14 protein-coding genes and 1 pseudogene are annotated in these 20,104 nt (G+C 42.0%); 2 read left to right on the forward strand and 13 right to left on the reverse strand.

Features of this window, described 5'->3' with window-relative positions; all coding sequences use genetic code 11:
* Positions 1-90: 90 nt before the first annotated feature.
* Positions 91-987: a hypothetical protein gene (locus F902_RS01560; RefSeq protein WP_005200535.1), complete on the forward strand. Its 897-nt coding sequence runs from the start codon at positions 91-93 to the stop codon at positions 985-987.
* A gap of 93 nt (positions 988-1,080) precedes the next feature.
* On the opposite strand, the gene htpG is transcribed toward F902_RS01560, so the two are convergent.
* The 5 genes and pseudogenes from htpG to F902_RS01585 all read right to left on the reverse strand — a co-directional run bounded on the left by htpG (position 1,081) and on the right by F902_RS01585 (position 7,021).
* Positions 1,081-3,000, reverse strand: coding sequence for a molecular chaperone HtpG (gene htpG / locus F902_RS01565; RefSeq protein WP_005200537.1), 1,920 nt, complete (start codon positions 2,998-3,000; stop codon positions 1,081-1,083).
* A 113-nt stretch (positions 3,001-3,113) separates the two neighbouring features.
* A complete protein-coding gene (locus tag F902_RS01570; protein WP_017402445.1) occupies positions 3,114-3,464 on the reverse strand; it encodes a lysozyme inhibitor LprI family protein in 351 nt (116 codons plus the stop codon).
* A gap of 136 nt (positions 3,465-3,600) precedes the next feature.
* On the reverse strand, positions 3,601-4,185 hold the full coding sequence (locus F902_RS01575) for an OmpW/AlkL family protein (RefSeq protein WP_004802248.1): 585 nt from the start codon (positions 4,183-4,185) through the stop codon (positions 3,601-3,603).
* 417 nt (positions 4,186-4,602) lie between these two features.
* The gene (locus F902_RS01580) at positions 4,603-6,024 is read right to left on the reverse strand and encodes a Na+/H+ antiporter family protein (protein ID WP_004802246.1); all 1,422 of its coding nucleotides are present in this window, start codon (positions 6,022-6,024) and stop codon (positions 4,603-4,605) included.
* 121 nt (positions 6,025-6,145) lie between these two features.
* Positions 6,146-7,021: pseudogene (locus F902_RS01585) on the reverse strand (alpha/beta fold hydrolase).
* A gap of 113 nt (positions 7,022-7,134) precedes the next feature.
* On the opposite strand from F902_RS01585, the gene F902_RS01590 reads away from it, so the two are divergent.
* Entirely contained in the window at positions 7,135-7,620 is a 486-nt protein-coding gene (locus tag F902_RS01590; protein ID WP_026057579.1) for a DUF4442 domain-containing protein, read from the forward strand.
* Positions 7,621-7,682: 62 nt separating this feature from the next.
* On the opposite strand, the gene F902_RS01595 is transcribed toward F902_RS01590, so the two are convergent.
* The 8 genes from F902_RS01595 to rplK all read right to left on the reverse strand — a co-directional run bounded on the left by F902_RS01595 (position 7,683) and on the right by rplK (position 20,059).
* Entirely contained in the window at positions 7,683-8,042 is a 360-nt protein-coding gene (locus F902_RS01595; protein ID WP_004802240.1) for a YMGG-like glycine zipper-containing protein, read from the reverse strand.
* Positions 8,043-8,426: 384 nt separating this feature from the next.
* Entirely contained in the window at positions 8,427-8,792 is a 366-nt protein-coding gene (locus F902_RS01600) for a hypothetical protein (protein ID WP_005200545.1), read from the reverse strand.
* A 164-nt stretch (positions 8,793-8,956) separates the two neighbouring features.
* A complete protein-coding gene (gene rpoC / locus F902_RS01605) occupies positions 8,957-13,150 on the reverse strand; it encodes a DNA-directed RNA polymerase subunit beta' (RefSeq protein WP_004802235.1) in 4,194 nt (1,397 codons plus the stop codon).
* Between the two features lie 154 nt (positions 13,151-13,304).
* Positions 13,305-17,393 carry a DNA-directed RNA polymerase subunit beta gene (gene rpoB / locus F902_RS01610; RefSeq protein ID WP_004802234.1) on the reverse strand — a complete coding sequence of 1,363 codons (4,089 nt, stop codon included), beginning with the start codon at positions 17,391-17,393 and terminating at the stop codon, positions 13,305-13,307.
* Between the two features lie 309 nt (positions 17,394-17,702).
* A complete protein-coding gene (gene rplL, locus F902_RS01615) occupies positions 17,703-18,071 on the reverse strand; it encodes a 50S ribosomal protein L7/L12 (protein ID WP_004656287.1) in 369 nt (122 codons plus the stop codon).
* Between the two features lie 42 nt (positions 18,072-18,113).
* On the reverse strand, positions 18,114-18,620 hold the full coding sequence (gene rplJ / locus F902_RS01620; RefSeq protein WP_004656288.1) for a 50S ribosomal protein L10: 507 nt from the start codon (positions 18,618-18,620) through the stop codon (positions 18,114-18,116).
* Positions 18,621-18,931: 311 nt separating this feature from the next.
* Positions 18,932-19,627 (reverse strand): 50S ribosomal protein L1, encoded by a 696-nt coding sequence (gene rplA, locus F902_RS01625; RefSeq protein ID WP_005200547.1) that lies wholly within the window; start codon positions 19,625-19,627, stop codon positions 18,932-18,934.
* Between the two features lie 3 nt (positions 19,628-19,630).
* Positions 19,631-20,059: a 50S ribosomal protein L11 gene (gene rplK, locus F902_RS01630; protein WP_004637639.1), complete on the reverse strand. Its 429-nt coding sequence runs from the start codon at positions 20,057-20,059 to the stop codon at positions 19,631-19,633.
* Between the last annotated feature and the right edge of the window lie 45 nt (positions 20,060-20,104).

Here is a 20,104-nt window from a genome sequence, read left to right on the forward strand (position 1 = left end):
ATTTTTATTTAAAAAAAAATGAAGTCCAGTAAATAAATGATTAAGCTTAAACTGCTATGCTTGTTTTCTTTTATTTTTCTTCACGTTAACATGGATCAACGATACGCTTTGGCTGTGTATTTATTGATTGTAGGCAACCTTTGCCTCGGTGAGCTACTTACACCCTTCTTTCCAATGTTCTTACCGCTCAGCCGGCATTTCACCCGCGCATCACATATATTTTTAGATCAAAAGACTCGGCATCCTCACACTCAGAAACAAGCCACAAAAACGCTTGCTTGCGATGTGGCAACAGAAAGGCCTGAAGATCAGCTCAGTGATGCACAACTAAGTCAGGAATTGATGGCCGTTTTTGGTGAAGACTCATTATGGCAACGTGCACAACAGCCGCCACTCCTAAAAAAGCTTGGTAAAACCAGCAAGCATCCACCGCATAAAAATATCAATACGCCCAATCCCGTCAGCGCGAGCTGGAGTACGATTTCAAGCTGGTTACCCTTTAACAATGATCTGGACTTAGGTTCGAACTCCAATACTGATATTTATGTGCAATTTCTTGCCAAGAAGCAATGGAACTTACATTCAGGACTGAATCTGGATACGGCACAAATCTTTCGTTATGGCTCAAGCAGTAAAAACTATGCCGAAACCAACCTAAATTTAACCCAGAAGTTTCAGCAACAGGCACTATTGTCGACTCAATTCAATCTGTCGAAGACCCAAGATGAAGACTACACTTGGCGAAATCGGACTTTCCAAAAATTGCATTTGCTCTCCAACGATAACCTCAGCTATGGCATTGTTAGTGAAGGTGATTATGAAAAGAAAGAACTCCGAGTCAATCAATGGGGACCTTATTTTTCTTGGAAACGTCCGATTTGGCGTAACTGGCTGTATATGCAAAATGATTTGAATTATTTAAATGTTCCGGCCGATAAACAGGACAATCATTTCAGCTATCAAATGAGCTTTGAAGCTCACTTCTGATGAAAATAACAACACCACTGTGGATAACTTTAAAGTTATCCATACATATAAAAAAACCTCCGCCGAAGCAGAGGTTTTTTGTGATCAGAATACTTATTTCAATAACAAGCTATTAATACGTTTAACATAAGCTGCTGGATCTTCTGGTAAGCCACCTTCTGCAATCACAGCCTGATCAAAGATCACATTGGCTAAATCGTCAAACTGCGCTGAGTTCTCTAATTTTTTCACCAAAGGATGCTCAGGGTTGATTTCCAAAGTAGGCTTAATTTCAGGAACAGCTTGCCCTGCTTGTTTCAACATACGAATCAGCTGTGGTGAAAGCTCCCCTTCACTGGTGACTAAGCATGCAGGAGAATCCACCAAACGCGTCGTCACACGGACTTCTTTGGTTTTATCTTTTAACGAGCTACTTAAACGATCCACCACTGGCTTAAACTGTTCAGCCGCTTGCTCTAAGGCCTTTTTCTCTTCAGCATCTTGTAGATCACCGAGATCGACTGCACCTTTAGACACGTTCTGCAATGGCGTACCATCGAACTCAAATACAAAGTTCATGGCCCACTCGTCAACACGGTCCGCCATCAATAACACTTCAATGCCTTTTTTCTTGAACACTTCAAGTTGTGGCGAATTTTTCGCAGCGGTTAAACTATCTGCAGTCACGTAATAAATCGCTTTCTGCCCTTCTTTCATGCGTGACTTATAATCAGCAAAAGAAGTACTTATCTCATCATGATTTGAAGTTGCATAACGCAATAATTTTAAGATACGTTCACGATTGCCCGTGTCTTCACCTAAACCTTCTTTCAATACTGAGCCAAATTCAGTGTAGAAGGTTTTAAATTTTTCTTGGTCTTTCTCATCTTCAGATTTTGCCAAACCATCCAGTAAGGTCAATACACGGCGCGCATTACCTTCACGAATGGTTTTTACATCACGGCTTTCTTGTAAAAGTTCACGGCTGACGTTCAGCGGTAAATCCGCACTGTCGACCACACCTTGTACGAAACGTAAGTAGTTTGGAATCAGGTTATCTGCTTCATCCAAGATAAATACGCGTTTTACATACAGCTTGATGCCTGCTTTTGCTTCGCGAGTAAACAAATCCTGTTTGGCCTGACTTGGGATATACAGCAACTGAGTATATTCAGTGCTACCTTCGACACGGTTATGTGCCCATGCCAAAGGTTCTGCAAAATCGTGGCTCAGGTTTTTATAAAACTCGATGTATTGTTCATCAGTGATTTCACTCTTGTTACGCGTCCATAACGCACTGGCTGAGTTAATCGCTTCCCATTCATCCGTCTTCACCATTTGGCCGCCTTTCGGTTCTTCACCTTCAGCGACCTCTTCCTCTTGCCAAACTTCTTTTTGCATTTCGATTGGCAAGCTGATGTGGTCAGAATATTTATTGATGATTTGTTTAACTTTCCACGACTCTAAATAATCCAGTGCATCATCACGTAAATGCAAGATGATATCCGTACCACGCGTTGCTTTCTCAATCGTTTGAACTTCAAATTCACCCGTACCACCACTGATCCAACGCACGGCTTCAGCTGCATCCAGCCCTGCACGACGCGATTCAACGGTAATTTTATCGGCAACAATAAAACCTGAATAGAAACCAACACCAAACTGACCAATCAACTGGGCATCTGACTTTTGGTCACCTGTCAGTTTAGACATAAAGTCTTTAGTACCTGACTTTGCAATGGTCCCTAGGTTATCAATGGCTTCTTGCTGGCTCAGACCAATCCCGTTATCTGAAATCGTTAAGGTTTTATTATCTTTATCCAAGCTGACGCGAACACGTAAATCTGGATCATTTTCATAATATTCAGGGTGATTAATCCCTTCAAAACGTAACTTATCGCAAGCATCCGATGCATTTGAAATCAATTCACGTAAGAAAATTTCAGGGTTGGAATACAGTGAATGGGTCACTAAATGCAATAACTGAGCAACCTCAGCTTGGAAACTATAATTCTGTGCGACTTGCTCACTCATAAATCACTCCTTATCTGTGCTTATATCTTGGAATGATTTATGAATGGTGCATATCTTGGATTTTTCAATCCTTGATGCTTATTTTTAAGCTAAAAATCGCACAAAAGTTACAATTAGAATGGGCCTTGGCTCAAGACACGTGTTTGTAGAAGTTGATCTAACTGTTGCTGTCTTTGTGCATAAGCACGCTTCAGACAAGGACTATTGGCAGCACAGGAATTACGTTGTTTTAGCCATTTAAATTGTTGATCTTTCTCTGCATCACGCCCACCCATCGGTAAAGCATGCAGAATAATTTGGTAGGTGGTTGCGAGTTTGACATCAGCATCATTTAAACTGCGGTCATTGCAGATCTGTTGCTCAGCTTTTAGCTTCGCAGCTTTACAAGAGAAACTGGCTGCCTGAGCTTGGGATAAAAAAAATAAGGGTGTCAGTAATAATGCTGTCGTTATCAATTTTTTCATCATGGATCATTCACTTTTATTTAAGCTTATGTCTCAGCATACAAAACTCAAGTGTTGAGGCCTGTATCGGTTTTATATTCAAATTGCAAAAATAAAAAACCTCACACAAGGTGAGGTTCTTCAATCATTCACTGACTTAGAATTTGTAGCTATAACCTAATGTATACACCACTGGATTGAGATCTAAATCAAATTTAGTCCCATCAACCAATGTCACTTCTGGGCTAATATCTGCGTAACGTACATCGACATAAACACCCCAGTTTTTAGCATCTGCAGGTTGGAAGTTAAAACCCAGCTGACCAGCAAAGCCAAATGCTTCTTTCACATCTTTCGCTACGCCCTTTTCATTCCAAGGGATGAAGGCTGTACCACCCACACCGATGTAAGGTGTAAAGCGAGTTGAGTTTTTGAAATTATATTTTGCTGTAATCGTTGGTGGTAATTGACGAACACTAGCAACTTTTTCACCATTTAATAATACGTCATGGTTAATTGGAGTTGCTAATAATAATTCCGCTGAGAACGGTGTTTCACCAAAAAAATATTCAACTGACGGTGTAAATGCAAACTCATCATCACCTTTAACCGTTGCACCTGGGGCCAACGTTGTATCCGCAGTTGGGTTAATAACACTCGCACCCACTTTAACTTGAAAGCCCCCTGCAAATGCAGTTGAAGATAACCCCAATAATGCGACAACCAATGCTTTCTTTAACATTAAAACAACCTCTTTAACAATTTATGTTCTTGTTCAACATAATAGGCACGGGTTTTTACATTATGCAATACTTATTAATTCCGACTATTTAAATACATTTTGTAATATATTGAATATTAATAAAATATAATTGTTAAAATATGTAATATTTATTAATTCAGACTATTTTAGTCCACTTAAACCACTATAAAACCTAGTATTTTGATCAGAATACCACAATTCATAATATTAAATAAAGTTTTTAGAAAAATTCTATTTAGATGAATTTAAAAATATAATTACGCAAAACTTAATATTAAAAATACATTATAAAATTAGATTAAAAAAGAGACAAAAAATGTCAAATACTGGTATTTTTTATATTTTAATTACTAAAATAATTATGCATAAAAAATGGCTCTTAACGAGCCATTTGCATTATAAAATCATTGCGGCAATCCAGCCAAAAATAAGCAACGGGATATTAAAATGTATAAAAGTCGGCACAACTGTATCCCAAATGTGATCATGTTGACCATCTACACCTAAACCAGCTGTTGGTCCTAAGGTCGAATCAGATGCAGGTGAACCCGCATCACCTAATGCCGCAGCGGTGCCAATGAGTGCAATCGTTGCCAATGGTGAGAAGCCAAACTGTACGCACAAAGGCACGTAAATCACCGCCAGCACAGGCACACTTGAGAACGATGAACCAATACCAATCGTCACGAATAAACCGATAAAGAGCATCAGGAACGCAGCTAATGCATGGTTATCACCAATGATATGCACCACGCCATTGACCAGATGCGTGATATCGCCTGTATGGGTCATCACTGAGGCAAAACCTGCCGCAGAGATCATGATAAAGCCCACCAGCGCCATCATACGCATGCCTTGTACAAATACGTCATCAGCATCTTGCCATTTAAAAATTCCAGAAGCAGATAACACAGCAAAGCCGACTAAACCACCAAGAATCATCGAACCTGAGTACAGCTGTGCAACCAGAGTTAAACCGATCGCCAGCACCGCCATAAACATGGTTTTCTTGGAGATATAAGGTACATTCTCAGCTTCTTGTTTGAGTTCTTCAGCATCAGCTTTGAGATCATATTCTGCTTGTGTGGTGACTTTCAGTGGCTTGTCTAGGTCAATGGTTTTGACAGGCGTAATTGAACGATCCACATAAATACGTGGCTTACGATAGCTAATAAATACCGCAACTAAAGTACCGATTACCATTCCTAAAACTGGAATCGCCATACCGATTGGCATCATGCCCCGTTCAACATGCAAGCCGTAAGCCGCGCCAATCTTGTTGATATTGCCCATCAGAATCTGTTCAAGAAAAATCGCACCAAAGCCAACTGGCAGGAAAATATAGGTCCCGACTAGACCTAATGTCATCACACATGCTGCCGCTCGACGATCCAGCTTTAAATGATTCATCACTTTTAATAAAGGTGGAACCAAGACTGGAATAAACGCGATATGCACAGGAATCAGGTTTTGAGAGAAGATTGCAGCAATCAGCAGAATGGTTAATAACAGATATTTCACCTTTTTCTGTTGATTTTTACCTGCTTCCATCCCCAATAAACCAATCAGTTTATGTGCAAGTAAATCGGGCAATCCAGACTTTGAAAGTGCTAATGCAAATGCACCTAATACCGCATAAGCCAAAGCAACTTCAGCACCATCGCCTAAGCCAGCATTAAATGCTTCTACAGTTTGAGAAAGACTTAGACCAGCGACCAAGCCTCCAATAATGGCTGAAATCACCAAAGTGAGAACAACAGAAACTCGTGCCAGTGACAAGATAAACATCACGGCAATCGCAATTACGACAGCATTCATGAACAAATTCAGGAGCAAAGAAAAGGCGACATTCTAGCAGATTCATGATCATGAAGCTGAAAATATCGCCGAATTGTGCTGCATCTCAAGTGATTTTTAGCTTAATAAATCCACTAAAGCATTAAGCAGCTTGGCGTTGCACGAATTGACGGATCAGTTCAGCAATTTTTTCTGGCTGACTCAATACTGCCCAATGGTTGGCATCGAGTTCAACATACTCAAATTTTTCTACCCATTTTGGCATCGATTCAGTAATGTACTCTGGACTGACAAACGCATCGCGTTTTAACACAATCGCCTGTACAGGACATTGTGCATAGCGTTGACGTGGTTGAGTCAACGAAGGAATAAAGTTGGCGCGATACAGGTTAATCCCATATTTACCATCCGCCACAATATTGGCATTCAATGGTAAATCCTTCTTCTTCTCTAAACCACTCAAAATCTTGCCCCATTTCTCAGGACTAAAGAAAGTCCATACTGTTGGTGCCACAAGGGGTAAGTGGAATGCACCGATATACCAAGATTTGGTCAGAATTTTTAATACATTGCTTGGCGCAGATTTAAATTTCTCACGTAAATACAAAGAAGCATGATCCAAACAAGGACCTGAAATGGTGGTATAAGACAATAAGCGGCCTTTTAATTTTGGTTCTGTTGCAGATTCCCAAGACTGTAATGAACCCCAATCATGTGCTGCCATATGGAAATTACGATTTGGAAGAACGTGATCCACCACCTCTTGCAAGTCTAATGATAAACGCGGCAAACGGTAATCTTTAATACGCTTAGGAATCGAAGACAGACCTGCACCACGCACATCATAAGTCACCACTTAATAATCATTGACCAGTTTTTCAATGATCGGCTCCCAAACTTCTTGATTATCTGGATAGCCATGCACTAAAACCAAAGGCGTTTTTTTCTCATCACCCCATGTTTTAACACAAAGCGTTTGCTGATCAGATGTTGTTACTGTTTTGACTTGTGCTTGCATAATTCTTTCCCATTTTGTTTTCTATCGGCTGTTCATAAAACAGCCATTGCCAGCGATGCAATAAAAATGATACTTATGGAGTATGAATAGAGTTGCAAGAAAAAAAATTGACCATGAAAGACTTTTTCAAAAGAATTCGAACCATTCCCGCAATATCCAAATTTATGCTGAATCACTACTCACCTTATCGCGGTGCAGGTATTGAGATTGAAACCATTGATCTAGATGATTATTACATTCGTGTCAAAATGCCACTGACTCGGCGTAATCGAAATATTGTCGGGACGCATTTTGGCGGTAGTCTATACTCCATGGTTGACCCCTTTTATATGCTGATTCTAATTCACCATTTGGGACATAAATATATTGTCTGGGATAAAAGTGCCACCATTAATTTTCTTTCACCAGGCCGAAACACGGTTTATGCCGAGATTCAACTGAGTCGCGATGAAATCACTGAAATCAAAAAACTGGCAGAGAATCATGAGCCCGTTTTACGTCATTACACCCTAAATATTGTAGATGATGCAGGAACACGAATCGCAGAAGTCGAAAAAGTGCTTTATATCCGTCGTAAAAAACCCAAAGCCAGTGCTTAGCGCCATTCACATAAAAATGCCTGCAATCGTTTGCAGGCATTTTTGAATCTGATGATCAGAAATTATCTCTTTTTCTCTTGGATTGCGGCACCAGCACCACCACCGATTGCACCACCAATTGCAGCGCCTGAGTCACCACCAAAGATTGCTTTACCCACTACTGAACCGATACCAGCGCCAATCGCGCTACTGGTGGTAGAGCTACTATTCGCACCCTTCGCATTGGCACCTACACCTGCACCCGCAGCGGCACCAACACCCGCACCTAATCCGCCACCAACATGGTTACCTAGCCCACCACCGACCGCACCACCAAGGGCTGCTGTACCAATACGCTGATCAGCAGCACTCATATTTTGACAGCCCGTGAACATTACCGCCGATAACACTAAAGTTGAAACCAAACCAATTGTTTTTTTCATGACTATACTCACTTCTATACGTTCTATAGAAAAGCATAATCTTCTTTTATGGGGAATTTGATCACATTGTGTTATCACTATGTCCCAATCGATTGATATTTTGTAAAGGTAGATGGTCGGCTCAAGCCAGCTAATGCAGCTTATGAGCTGGGAAATACATAAATTAAAAATAATAGGGATATGCTGAATTAAAATTTGATGTTATTCAAAATGTTTAAAACAAATAGCAAATAGGCTAAATAAATAATAGATATTCATATTAAAGCTCTCTCAGCAATCATAGTGTTATCGCTGAGAGAGGCTCTTTAAAATGACAGAGATAGAAATAACCTGATTTAAATAGTTAAATCAGCACCACTGTCATCAGCAAGTTTAAGCTCAGGCTTAGTACTTGCCTTTTTTCTCACCATAAGCAGATCCAGCACTACCACCAAGTGCACCACCTACCGCAGCACCAGAGTCACCACCCAATACTGCACCACCAATCACCGCACCTAAGCCAGCACCGATCGCACTGTTTCTGGTATTTTTACTATTTGAACCTTTGGCATTCGCAGCAACACCCGCGCCAATTGCAGCACCAAGACCAGCACCCAAATTACCACCAACGTGCTTACCTACCGCACCGCCTGCACCACCACCAATTGCAGCAGAACCAATACGTTTGCTTTCTGGGCTCGCATTCTGGCAACCCACAAATAGCGTGCTTGACATTAAAGCGACACCTGCAATCATCATCATTTTTTTCATTAGAACTATTCCTCTCCTCAGATGTGCATAGGATAGTATTGTTTAATGAACTGTTTATTTTGATTAAGTAATCAAATACTGATGCTGTAAGGTGTTTTTGTAACAACTGCTTTATTTTTCCACAAAAAAAGGCACCCGAAGGTGCCTTTTTAATTCGTTAAGACTTAGAACTGGTCTGAGTTCAACGCTTGACTAAATGCTTGATCAACTTCACTGAAATCGTTATGAAGTTCAAATTCAGCAGCTTCTGATTCTTGACGACGACGCTCTAAGTGATACGCAAGACCTGTACCCGCTGGGATCAAACGACCCACAACAACGTTTTCTTTCAAGCCACGTAAATCATCTTCTTTACCTGTTACAGCAGCTTCAGTTAACACACGTGTTGTTTCCTGGAACGATGCAGCAGAAATGAACGAGTCTGTAGAAAGCGATGCTTTGGTAATACCCATAAGCAGACGTTCAAACTTCGCAGGGAACTTGTTCTGAGCCAAGACAGCTTGGTTCTCTTGAACAACGCGGATGTAATCCACTTGCTCACCCTTGATGAAGCTTGTATCGCCGCCATCAGTGATATCAACTTTACGCAACATTTGACGTACAACAACTTCAATATGCTTATCGTTGATTTTTACCCCTTGGAGACGGTAAACGTCTTGAACTTCATTCACGATATAGTTCGTTAACGCAACTTCGCCTTTCAAACGTAAGATGTCATGTGGGTTTTGTGGACCATCAGAAATAGTCTCACCACGGTTCACATGCTCACCTTCGAACACGTTGATCGTACGCCATTTTGGAATTAACTCTTCATAAATCTCAGAGCCATCATCCGGACTGATCACTAAACGGTTCTTACCTTTGGTCTCTTTACCGAAGCTCACAATACCAGACACTTCTGCCAAGATTGCATGTTCTTTCGGCTTACGCGCTTCGAACAAATCAGCTACGCGTGGAAGACCACCGGTAATATCACGAGTACGTGAAGATTCTTGTGGTACACGACCAAGTACATCACCTACACCAATCGTTGCGCCATCGCGAACGGTTACGATCGTGTTTTGTGGTAAGAAGTAGAACTGTTCGCCGCCATCTGTTGTATCCAACACAATTGCAGGACGTAAATCTTTACCAGAAGCAGGACGAGCTGTTACAGGTAAAATTTCAACAGTGGTCATACCTGTTGCATCATCTGTCTTAGAAGTAGCAGTTACACCATCAGCGATTTGGCTGAAACGCGCTTTACCCGCAACTTCGGTAACAAGTGGATGTGTATGTGGATCCCAAGTCGCCACGATACCACCAGCTTCTACAGCTTCACCATCTTTCAACAAGATGCTTGCACCGTAAGGAAGTTTATAGCGCTCACGCTCACGACCTAAATCATCCGCAATACCAATTTCACCTGAACGTGAAACTGACACCAAGTGACCTTTAGCATGTTGTACAGTTTTCACGTTGTGGAAACGTACAGTACCTTTGTTACGTACTTGAACACTGTTTGCAGCAGAAGTTCGGCTTGCAGCACCACCAACGTGGAAGGTACGCATCGTTAACTGTGTACCAGGTTCACCAATTGACTGTGCAGCCATTACACCAACAGATTCACCTGGGTTTACCAAGTGGCCACGTGCTAGATCACGACCATAACATTTCGCACATACGCCGAATGCAGATTCACATGCAATTACTGAACGTACTTTAACTTCATCGACACCCGACTCTTCAAGCTGAGCAGCAATTTTCTCGTCAATTAACGTACCACGTGGAAGTACCACTTCATCATCAGATGCACGACGTACGTCTTCAGCAGTTACACGACCCAATACGCGATCGCGTAATGGTTCGATCACGTCACCACCTTGGATGAATGGTGTCATGACTAGGCCACCAGCTGTACCACAATCAGATTCAGTAATAACTAAATCTTGTGCTACGTCGACAAGACGACGAGTCAAGTAACCAGAGTTCGCAGTTTTCAATGCGGTATCGGCCAAACCTTTACGCGCACCGTGTGTTGAGATGAAGTACTGAAGTACGGTCAAACCTTCACGGAAGTTTGCTTTAATTGGGGTCTCAATGATCGAGCCATCCGGCTTCGCCATCAAACCACGCATACCAGCAAGCTGACGGATTTGCGCCGCACTACCACGGGCACCCGAGTCAGACATCATATAAATTGAGTTGAATGACTTCTGTTTCTCGTCTTCACCTTGCTTGTTTTTCACAAGTGTATAAGACAAGTTGTCCATCATCGCTTTTGCAACTTGGTCATTGGTACGTGCCCAAATATCGACCACTTTGTTATAGCGCTCACCCGCAGTTACGAAGCCTTGTTCAAACTGTTGTTCGATTTCACGAACTTCAGTTTCAGCTTTGTCAATAATAGTGTGCTTATTAGGTGGAATAAGCATGTCTTCCATACCTACAGATACACCTGAACGCGTCGCTTGACGGAAGCCCAAATACATCAATTGGTCAGCGAAGATTACAGTATCTTTCAAACCAAGTTTACGGTAGCAAGAGTTGATTAACTTAGAGATGTTTTTCTTGGTCATCTCAAGGTTGATCGATTCAAAGCTTAAACCTTGTGGAACCACTTCCCACAATAAGCAACGACCTGGTGTTGTATCAACAATAATGGTTTGCTTTTCGCGCTGACCATTTTCATCGATTACAGTTTGGTGTACACGTACTTTAACGCGTGCATGGATCGCAACTTTACCCGTCGCTAAGGCACGGTTAACTTCGTGTGTATCCGCAAACACCATGCCTTCACCTTTGGCATTTACCGCATCACGTGTGATGTAGTAAAGACCCAAGACAACGTCCTGAGAAGGAACGATGATTGGCTCACCGTTTGCAGGTGACAAGATGTTGTTGGTTGACATCATCAACGCACGCGCTTCTAACTGTGCTTCAAGTGTCAATGGAACGTGTACCGCCATTTGGTCACCATCGAAGTCGGCGTTAAACGCAGCACAGACGAGTGGGTGAAGACGGATCGCTTTACCTTCAATCAGAATAGGTTCAAATGCTTGAAGACCTAAACGGTGAAGTGTTGGCGCACGGTTCAACATGACTGGATGTTGACGAATCACAGATGCAAGAACGTCCCAAACTTCTGGCGTCTCACGCTCAACCATTTTCTTCGCAGCTTTAATGGTTGTTGCTTGGCCAGATGCTTGTAGTTTCGCGAAAATAAATGGCTTGAATAGTTCAAGTGCCATCTTCTTCGGAAGACCACATTGGTGAAGACGTAAAGTAGGACCAACGGTAATTACCGAACGACCAGAATAGTCAACACGCTTACCAAGTAAGTTTTGACGGAAACGACCTTGTTTACCTTTGATCATATCTGCCAAAGATTTCAATGGACGTTTGTTCGAACCTGTAATCGCACGACCACGACGACCGTTATCAAGCAAGGCATCTACAGACTCTTGTAACATACGTTTTTCGTTACGTACGATAATGTCTGGTGCAGCAAGGTCAAGAAGACGCTTCAAACGGTTGTTACGGTTAATCACACGACGATATAAATCGTTCAAGTCAGAAGTCGCGAAACGACCACCTTCAAGTGGTACAAGCGGACGTAAGTCTGGTGGAAGTACTGGAAGTACATTCATCACCATCCATTCTGGCTTGTTGTTCGAATCGTTAAAAGCTTCCATCAATTTCAAACGCTTAGACGATTTTTTAAGTTTCGTCTCAGAGGTTGTTTGAGGAATTTCTTCACGTAAACGCGTAATCTCTGCTTCAAGATCGATATCTTTCAATAGATCTTGAATTGCCTCTGCACCCATTTTCGCAGCGAATTCATCGCCGTGTTCTTCAAGTGCATTGTAGTATTCTTCGTCTGTTAAAAGTTGGTACTTTTCAAACGGAGTCATACCAGGATCGGTAACAACATAAGATTCGAAATACAATACACGCTCGATATCACGTAATGTCATATCAAGTAATAAACCAATACGGCTCGGTAATGATTTCAAGAACCAGATGTGTGCAACTGGAGACGCAAGCTCGATGTGACCCATACGTTCACGACGAACTTTCGCAGTTGTTACTTCAACGCCACATTTTTCACAAATGACGCCTTTGTATTTCATACGCTTGTATTTACCACACAAGCATTCGTAATCTTTTACTGGACCAAAAATTTTGGCACAGAACAAACCGTCACGTTCAGGTTTAAAAGTACGGTAGTTAATGGTTTCAGGCTTTTTAACTTCACCGTGAGACCATGACTTAATCATCTCTGGCGACGCAAGACCAATACGGATACGGTCAAATTCAACAGGTGCATGACCTTCTGAATCCGTTTTCTTACGCATGATATCGAGCAAGTCTTTCAATTTTTTTCTCCGTGTGTCGGGAAGCTAAGCTCACCCGACTGGGTCACAAATATTGTTTTTACTGAAATTTGGGAATCTATAATCCCCCCTAAATCCCCCTTTACAAAGGAGGACTTTCTCCCCTCTTTCTTAAAGAGGGGTTGGGGGAGATTTTTTAGTCACCATTTTTCAGTTCAATGTTGATACCTAAAGAACGGATCTCTTTGGTCAATACGTTGAACGATTCAGGCATACCCGGATCCATATAATGGTTACCATCTACAATATTCTTATAGATGCGTGTACGACCTTCGACGTCATCCGACTTCACAGTGAGCATTTCTTGGAGTGTATATGCTGCACCGTATGCTTCAAGTGCCCATACTTCCATCTCACCGAAACGCTGACCACCGAATTGTGCTTTACCACCAAGCGGCTGTTGTGTAACAAGTGAGTAAGAACCTGTTGAACGCGCATGCATCTTGTCATCAACCAAGTGGTTCAATTTGAGCATGTACATGTAACCTACAGTTACAGGACGATCAAACTGCTCACCTGTACGTCCGTCAAACAATACCGTTTGACCTGTACGTGAGATGTCTGCTAATTCAAGTAAGTCTTTGATCTGGCTTTCTTCAGCACCATCAAATACAGGTGTTGCTAATGGAACACCAGCACGTAAGTTACCTGAAAGCGCCAAGATTTCGGCATCAGTTAAGCTATCAAGCTCTTCTTGCTCACCACCGACCTTGTTATAAATCTTGTCTAAGAAGTCACGTAGTTCTAACACTGTACGTTGTTCTTTCAACATTTTTTCAAGTTTATCGCCAAGACCTTTGGCCGCCATACCTAAGTGAGTCTCAAGAATCTGACCCACGTTCATACGTGACGGTACACCCAATGGGTTCAATACGATATCGACTGGTACACCATTCGCATCGTGTGGCATGTCTTCAACAGGCAAGATGTTTGACACAACACCTTTGTTACCGTGACGACCCGCCATTTTATCACCAGGCTGGATACGACGTTTAACCGCAAGGTAAACCTTAACAACTTTCAATACGCCAGTGGTTAATTCATCACCTGTAGAAAGTTTACGCTTCTTCTCTGCAAACTTCTCATCAATTTCATAGCTCTTCTCTTTCAAGAACACTTGAATTTGAGTTAGACGCTCTGCAATTGCCTCATCAGTCGGTTGGATTTCAAGTAAATCAACAAGCTCTAAACCAGACAATACGTCTTCAGCAAGTTTATCACCGCGTTTAGTTGAACCGCCACCGTTAGACTCTTGACCTTTCAACAAACGAACAATACGTTCACGTGCTGCTTCTTCGAAGATTTTGTACTCTTCTTTCAAGTCTTTACGGTATGCATCAAGCTGAGCTTTCTCAATTGCTTGAGCACGTTCATCTTTTTCCAAACCATCACGTGTGAAGACTTGAACGTCAATCACAGTACCTTTAGTGCCAGATGGAACACGTAAAGAAGAGTCTTTAACATCAGCAGCTTTTTCACCAAAGATTGCGCGAAGTAGTTTTTCTTCAGGTGTTAACTGAGTTTCACCTTTAGGCGTTACCTTACCAACAAGGATGTCACCAGCAGTTACTTCAGCACCGATATAAACAATACCAGACTCATCCAACTTAGACAGTGCAGCCTCACCAACGTTAGGAATATCGGCAGTAATTTCTTCTGCACCTAACTTAGTATCACGCGCTACACATGACAATTCTTGAATGTGAATCGAGGTTAAACGGTCTTCTTGAAGTACACGCTCAGAAAGTAAGATCGAGTCTTCGTAGTTATAACCGTTCCATGTCATGAACGCGACGCGCATGTTTTGACCAAGCGCAAGTTCACCCATATCAGTCGATGGACCATCAGCCAAGATATCGCCACGAGCAACTTTGTCACCCAAGTTTACGATAACGTTTTGGTTGATACATGTATTTTGGTTTGAACGTGTGTATTTGATCAGGTTGTAGATATCTACACCCGCTTCACCCGCGATCATTTCATCTTCGTTTACACGAATCACGATACGAGATGCATCTACATATTCAATCGCACCACCACGGTCAGCAATCACACACACGCCAGAGTCACGTGCTACGTTTGCTTCCATACCCGTACCAACAAGCGGCTTGTCAGCACGTAAGGTAGGAACAGCCTGACGTTGCATGTTCGAACCCATCAATGCACGGTTCGCATCATCGTGTTCAAGGAATGGAATCAATGATGCTGCAACAGAAACAACCTGCTGTGCAGAAACGTCCATATGTGTTACGCGCTCAGGCGACATACGTACGAATTCACCTTGATGACGTACAGAAACCATTTCTTCAGTCAGGTGACCATCTTTATCAACAGCAGAATCGGCCTGTGCAATGACAGTCCCTACTTCTTCAATTGCAGATAAATATTCAACATCATCAGTTACACGGCCATCAACAACTTTACGGTAAGGTGTTTCCAAGAAACCGAAATCGTTTGCTTTTGCATAAACAGAAAGCGAGTTGATCAAACCAATGTTTGGACCTTCAGGCGTTTCAATTGGACAAACACGACCATAGTGAGTTTGATGTACGTCACGTACTTCAAAGCCCGCACGTTCACGTGTCAAACCACCAGGACCAAGCGCAGATACACGACGTTTATGTGTAATCTCAGACAATGGGTTGTTTTGATCCATGAACTGAGACAACTGGCTTGAACCAAAGAATTCTTTGATTGCAGCAGCAACTGGTTTTGCATTGATCAAATCTTGCGGAGACAAGTTATCTGTTTCTGCTTGGCTTAAACGCTCTTTAACAGCACGTTCAACACGGACTAAACCAACACGGAATTGGTTTTCTGTCATTTCACCAACAGAACGTACACGACGGTTACCCAAGTGATCGATATCATCGACTTCACCTTTACCGTTACGGATTTCAACCAATGTACGCAGTACATCAATAATATCTTCGTGCGATAAAATACCTTCAACTTCACGCGACTTCTGATCTGTACCCACTTCGTAAGGACGACCCAAACGACGGTTGAACTTCATACGACCCACTGGAGAAAGGTCATAACGCTCAGAAGAGAAGAACAAGTTGTTGAATAAGTTTTCAGCAGCTTCTTTTGTTGGTGGCTCGCCTGGACGCATTACTTTATAGATTTCAACAAGCGCTTCTTCACGGCCTGTTGTCGTATCTGCACGTAATGTATCTGCAACGAAAGAACCACGGTCGATGTCATTGGTGAACAGGATGTTAAATTGTTTAACACCACCTTCAGCCAATTTCACCAAGATTTCATGGCTAAGCACTGTATTCGCAGCAATCACATCGCCATTTTTCAATGGAATGTCTTCAGCTGTAATACGCTCATATAAATATTCATCAGGTACAGAAAGCTTCGCTAAGTTAGCAGCTTCCATTTGACGTACGTGACGTGCATTAATACGCTTACCTTGTTCAACGATCGCTTTACCATCATTGTCCAAGATATCAAATTGCGCCATTTCACCACGTAAGCGATCTGGAACAAGGTCAATCTGATAGCTACCCATATCAAGATATACAGGCACTTTTTCGTAGAACAAATTCAAGATCTGTTCATTGCTGTAATTTAAGGCACGTAAAACCACCGTTGCCAATAATTTACGACGACGGTCAATACGTACAAAGACTAAATCTTTAGCATCAAATTCAAAGTCTAACCATGAACCACGGTAAGGAATAATACGTGCTGAATACAACACTTTACCGCTTGAGTGGGTTTTACCCTTATCATGGTCAAAGAATACGCCTGGTGAACGGTGTAATTGAGATACGATTACACGCTCTGTACCGTTGATAACGAAAGTACCGTTATCGGTCATGAGTGGCATTTCACCCATGTAAACTTCTTGTTCACGAACGTCTTTAATTGATTTCGTTTCACGATCTTTAATGATCAAACGAATTTTTACGCGCATTGGTGCTGCATAAGTTGAACCACGTAAAATACATTCACGTACGTCAAACTCAGGCTTACCAAGACTATACTCAACAAATTCTAAAGCAGCATTGCCAGAATAACTTTCAATAGGAAAAACTGAACGAAATGCGGCTTGGAGACCGATATCTTCGCGATTTTTTGGAGTTTTACCGCCTTGTAAGAATGTACGGTACGAATCGACCTGAATCGAAAGTAAGTACGGTGCTTCCATTACGTGGGGCAATTTACCAAAATTCTTACGGATCCGTTTCTTTTCGGTATATGAGTATGCCATCTGGAGTCCTCGGAAAGTAAACTAAACCCGCCTGCAGAACGGGTCTAGAAGGAATTACGCAGGCCGATATGGCCACCACTGTTTACAAATGCTGCAATTTTTAGTGGTATTAAAACGCTTAACAATATTTTTATAAGCAAAAAAATATTGGTAAGCGTTTGATTTCATGTATTTTGTTCAAATAATACGCACGCTAAACGTAAAACTAACAAAAAGCGAGCCGATTATTGTAACGCAAAAAGGCTGATGACCCAAGAGCCATCAGCCATTTTTTGGAGCCGATTTTCAAAAAATCGACTCCCTACAGCATTACTTAAGTGTAACTGTAGCACCAGCTTCTTCAAGCTTCTTCTTAAGTTCTTCGCCTTCTTCTTTAGAAACGCCTTCTTTAAGAACTGCAGGAGCGCCTTCAACAAGATCTTTAGCTTCTTTAAGACCAAGACCAGTAGCTTCACGAACTGCTTTAATTACAGCAACTTTGTTAGCACCGAAAGAAGTCAACTCAACGTTGAATTCAGTTTGTTCTTCAGCAGCAGCAGCAGCGCCTGGAGCAGCAGCTACAGCAACAGCAGCAGCAGATACGTTAAATTTCTCTTCGAAAGCAGAGATTAATTCAACAAGTTCAAGAACAGTTTTTTCAGCAACTGCGTTTAAGATTTCTTCGTTTGTTAAAGCCATGAGAATAACTCCAAATGGATATTGAATGGTGTGAAAGTAGGATTAAGCCGCTTCTGACTCGTTTTTCTCTTTGAGTGCCGTAATAAGGCGACCCAATTTCGAAATAGGAGCTTGAAGGACAGAGGCAAGCATAGTAAGCGCTTTTTCTTGGTTCGGAAGATTTGCAATTACACTAACTTCAGCACCTTGATAAACTTTGCCATCAAATGCAGCAGCTTTAAGTTCAAAAGCTTTGTTAGTTTTCGCAAATTCTTCGAACAAGCGTGCAGCTGCACCCATGTCATCTTCAGAAGTTGAGAAACCGAGAATGGTTGGGCCAACAAGGTCGTCATTCAAGATATCAAATTGAGTACCTTCAAATGAACGCTTAGCTAATGTATTACGCACGATACGTGTAGTAACACCTAGCTTACGAGCTTCAACACGAAGTTGTGTTAATTGCTCTACGCTTGAACCTTGATAGTTAGCCACAACAACAGAAAACGCTTTAGAAGCAACTTCGCTTACTTCTGCAACGATCTGTTTTTTGTCTTCAATAAGAAGAGCCATTGTAAAACCTCCTAACGGTGATTTATGCACCCATAGAGATGCACTCCCAATTCGTAAGCCTTTTCAGACTTACACGCGGAGGAGGAATAAATCACACCACCGCGTCTACTCAGACTGGATGATTAAGAAAAATATTCGAAAATATTTCTCGCCTGAGGTCTTTGACGCTGATAAATATTCATTTATCAATTCAAAGTTTGCCTAAAAACCCCTTCTCCCTCAGGGAGAAGGTAAGGATGAGGGTATAAAACCTCTCCCAACCCTCTCCTATAAAGAGAGGGAGCTTTTCAGGGCTTTAAAATTCTTACTAATTACTTAGAAACGTTGCTTACGTCAACGATCAAACCAGGACCCATAGTTGAGCTCAAAGTGATCTTTTTAACGTATACGCCTTTAGAAGTTGCAGGCTTTAATTTTTTCAAGTCTGCAATTAAAGTTTCAACGTTTTGACGCACAGCTTCTTCGCTAAAGCCAAGTTGACCGATAGCAGCGTGGATGATACCCGCTTTGTCTACACGGTAACGTGCTTGACCAGATTTAGCATTCTTAACCGCGTTAGCAACGTCAGGCGTTACTGTACCCACTTTAGGGTTTGGCATTAAGCCACGTGGACCAAGAATCGTACCCAACTTACCAACAACGCGCATTGCATCAGGAGCAGCAATAACGACGTCGAAATCAAGGTTTCCACCTTGAATGCTTTCAGCAAGGTCATCAAAACCAACGACATCAGCACCAGCAGCTTTCGCAGCTTCAGCAGCAGCACCTTGAGCAAATACTGCAACACGTACAGTTTTACCAGTACCCGCAGGTAAAGTTGTAGCACCACGAACAACCTGATCAGATTTACGTGGATCTACACCAAGGTTTACAGCGATATCTAAAGATTCTTTGAACTTCGCAGCTGGAAGGCTGTTAAGAACTTGTACTGCTTCTTCCAAAGTGTAAACTTTGTTTGCTTCTACAGCAGCAGCAATGGCTTTTTGACGTTTAGTTAACTTTGCCATGTCTTATAGCTCCACTTCCAAGCCCATAGAACGTGCAGAACCAGCAATGGTACGCACACGAGCGTCTAAATCAGCACCAGTTAAATCTGGTTCTTTAGTAGTCGCGATTTCTTCTAACTGAGCACGAGTCAACTTACCAACTTTAGTTTTGTTAGGTACAGAAGAACCCTTTTGAATACCAGCAGCTTTCTTAAGAAGAATAGATGCAGGTGGAGTTTTCATGATGAAAGTGAACGACTTATCGTTGTACACAGTAATCACGACAGGAATTGGCAAACCAACTTCAAGTTTTTGTGTAGCAGCATTGAATTCTTTACAGAATGCCATGATGTTTACACCACGTTGACCTAAAGCAGGACCAATTGGTGGAGATGGATTCGCTTTACCAGCTGGAACTTGCAGCTTGATATAGCCGTCAATCTTCTTAGCCATTGAAAATTACCTCTGGGTACAGACGCCGTTAGGCTCCCCAAAAAA

The organism is Acinetobacter higginsii (assembly GCF_000369525.1).
Classification (GTDB): domain Bacteria; phylum Pseudomonadota; class Gammaproteobacteria; order Pseudomonadales; family Moraxellaceae; genus Acinetobacter; species Acinetobacter higginsii.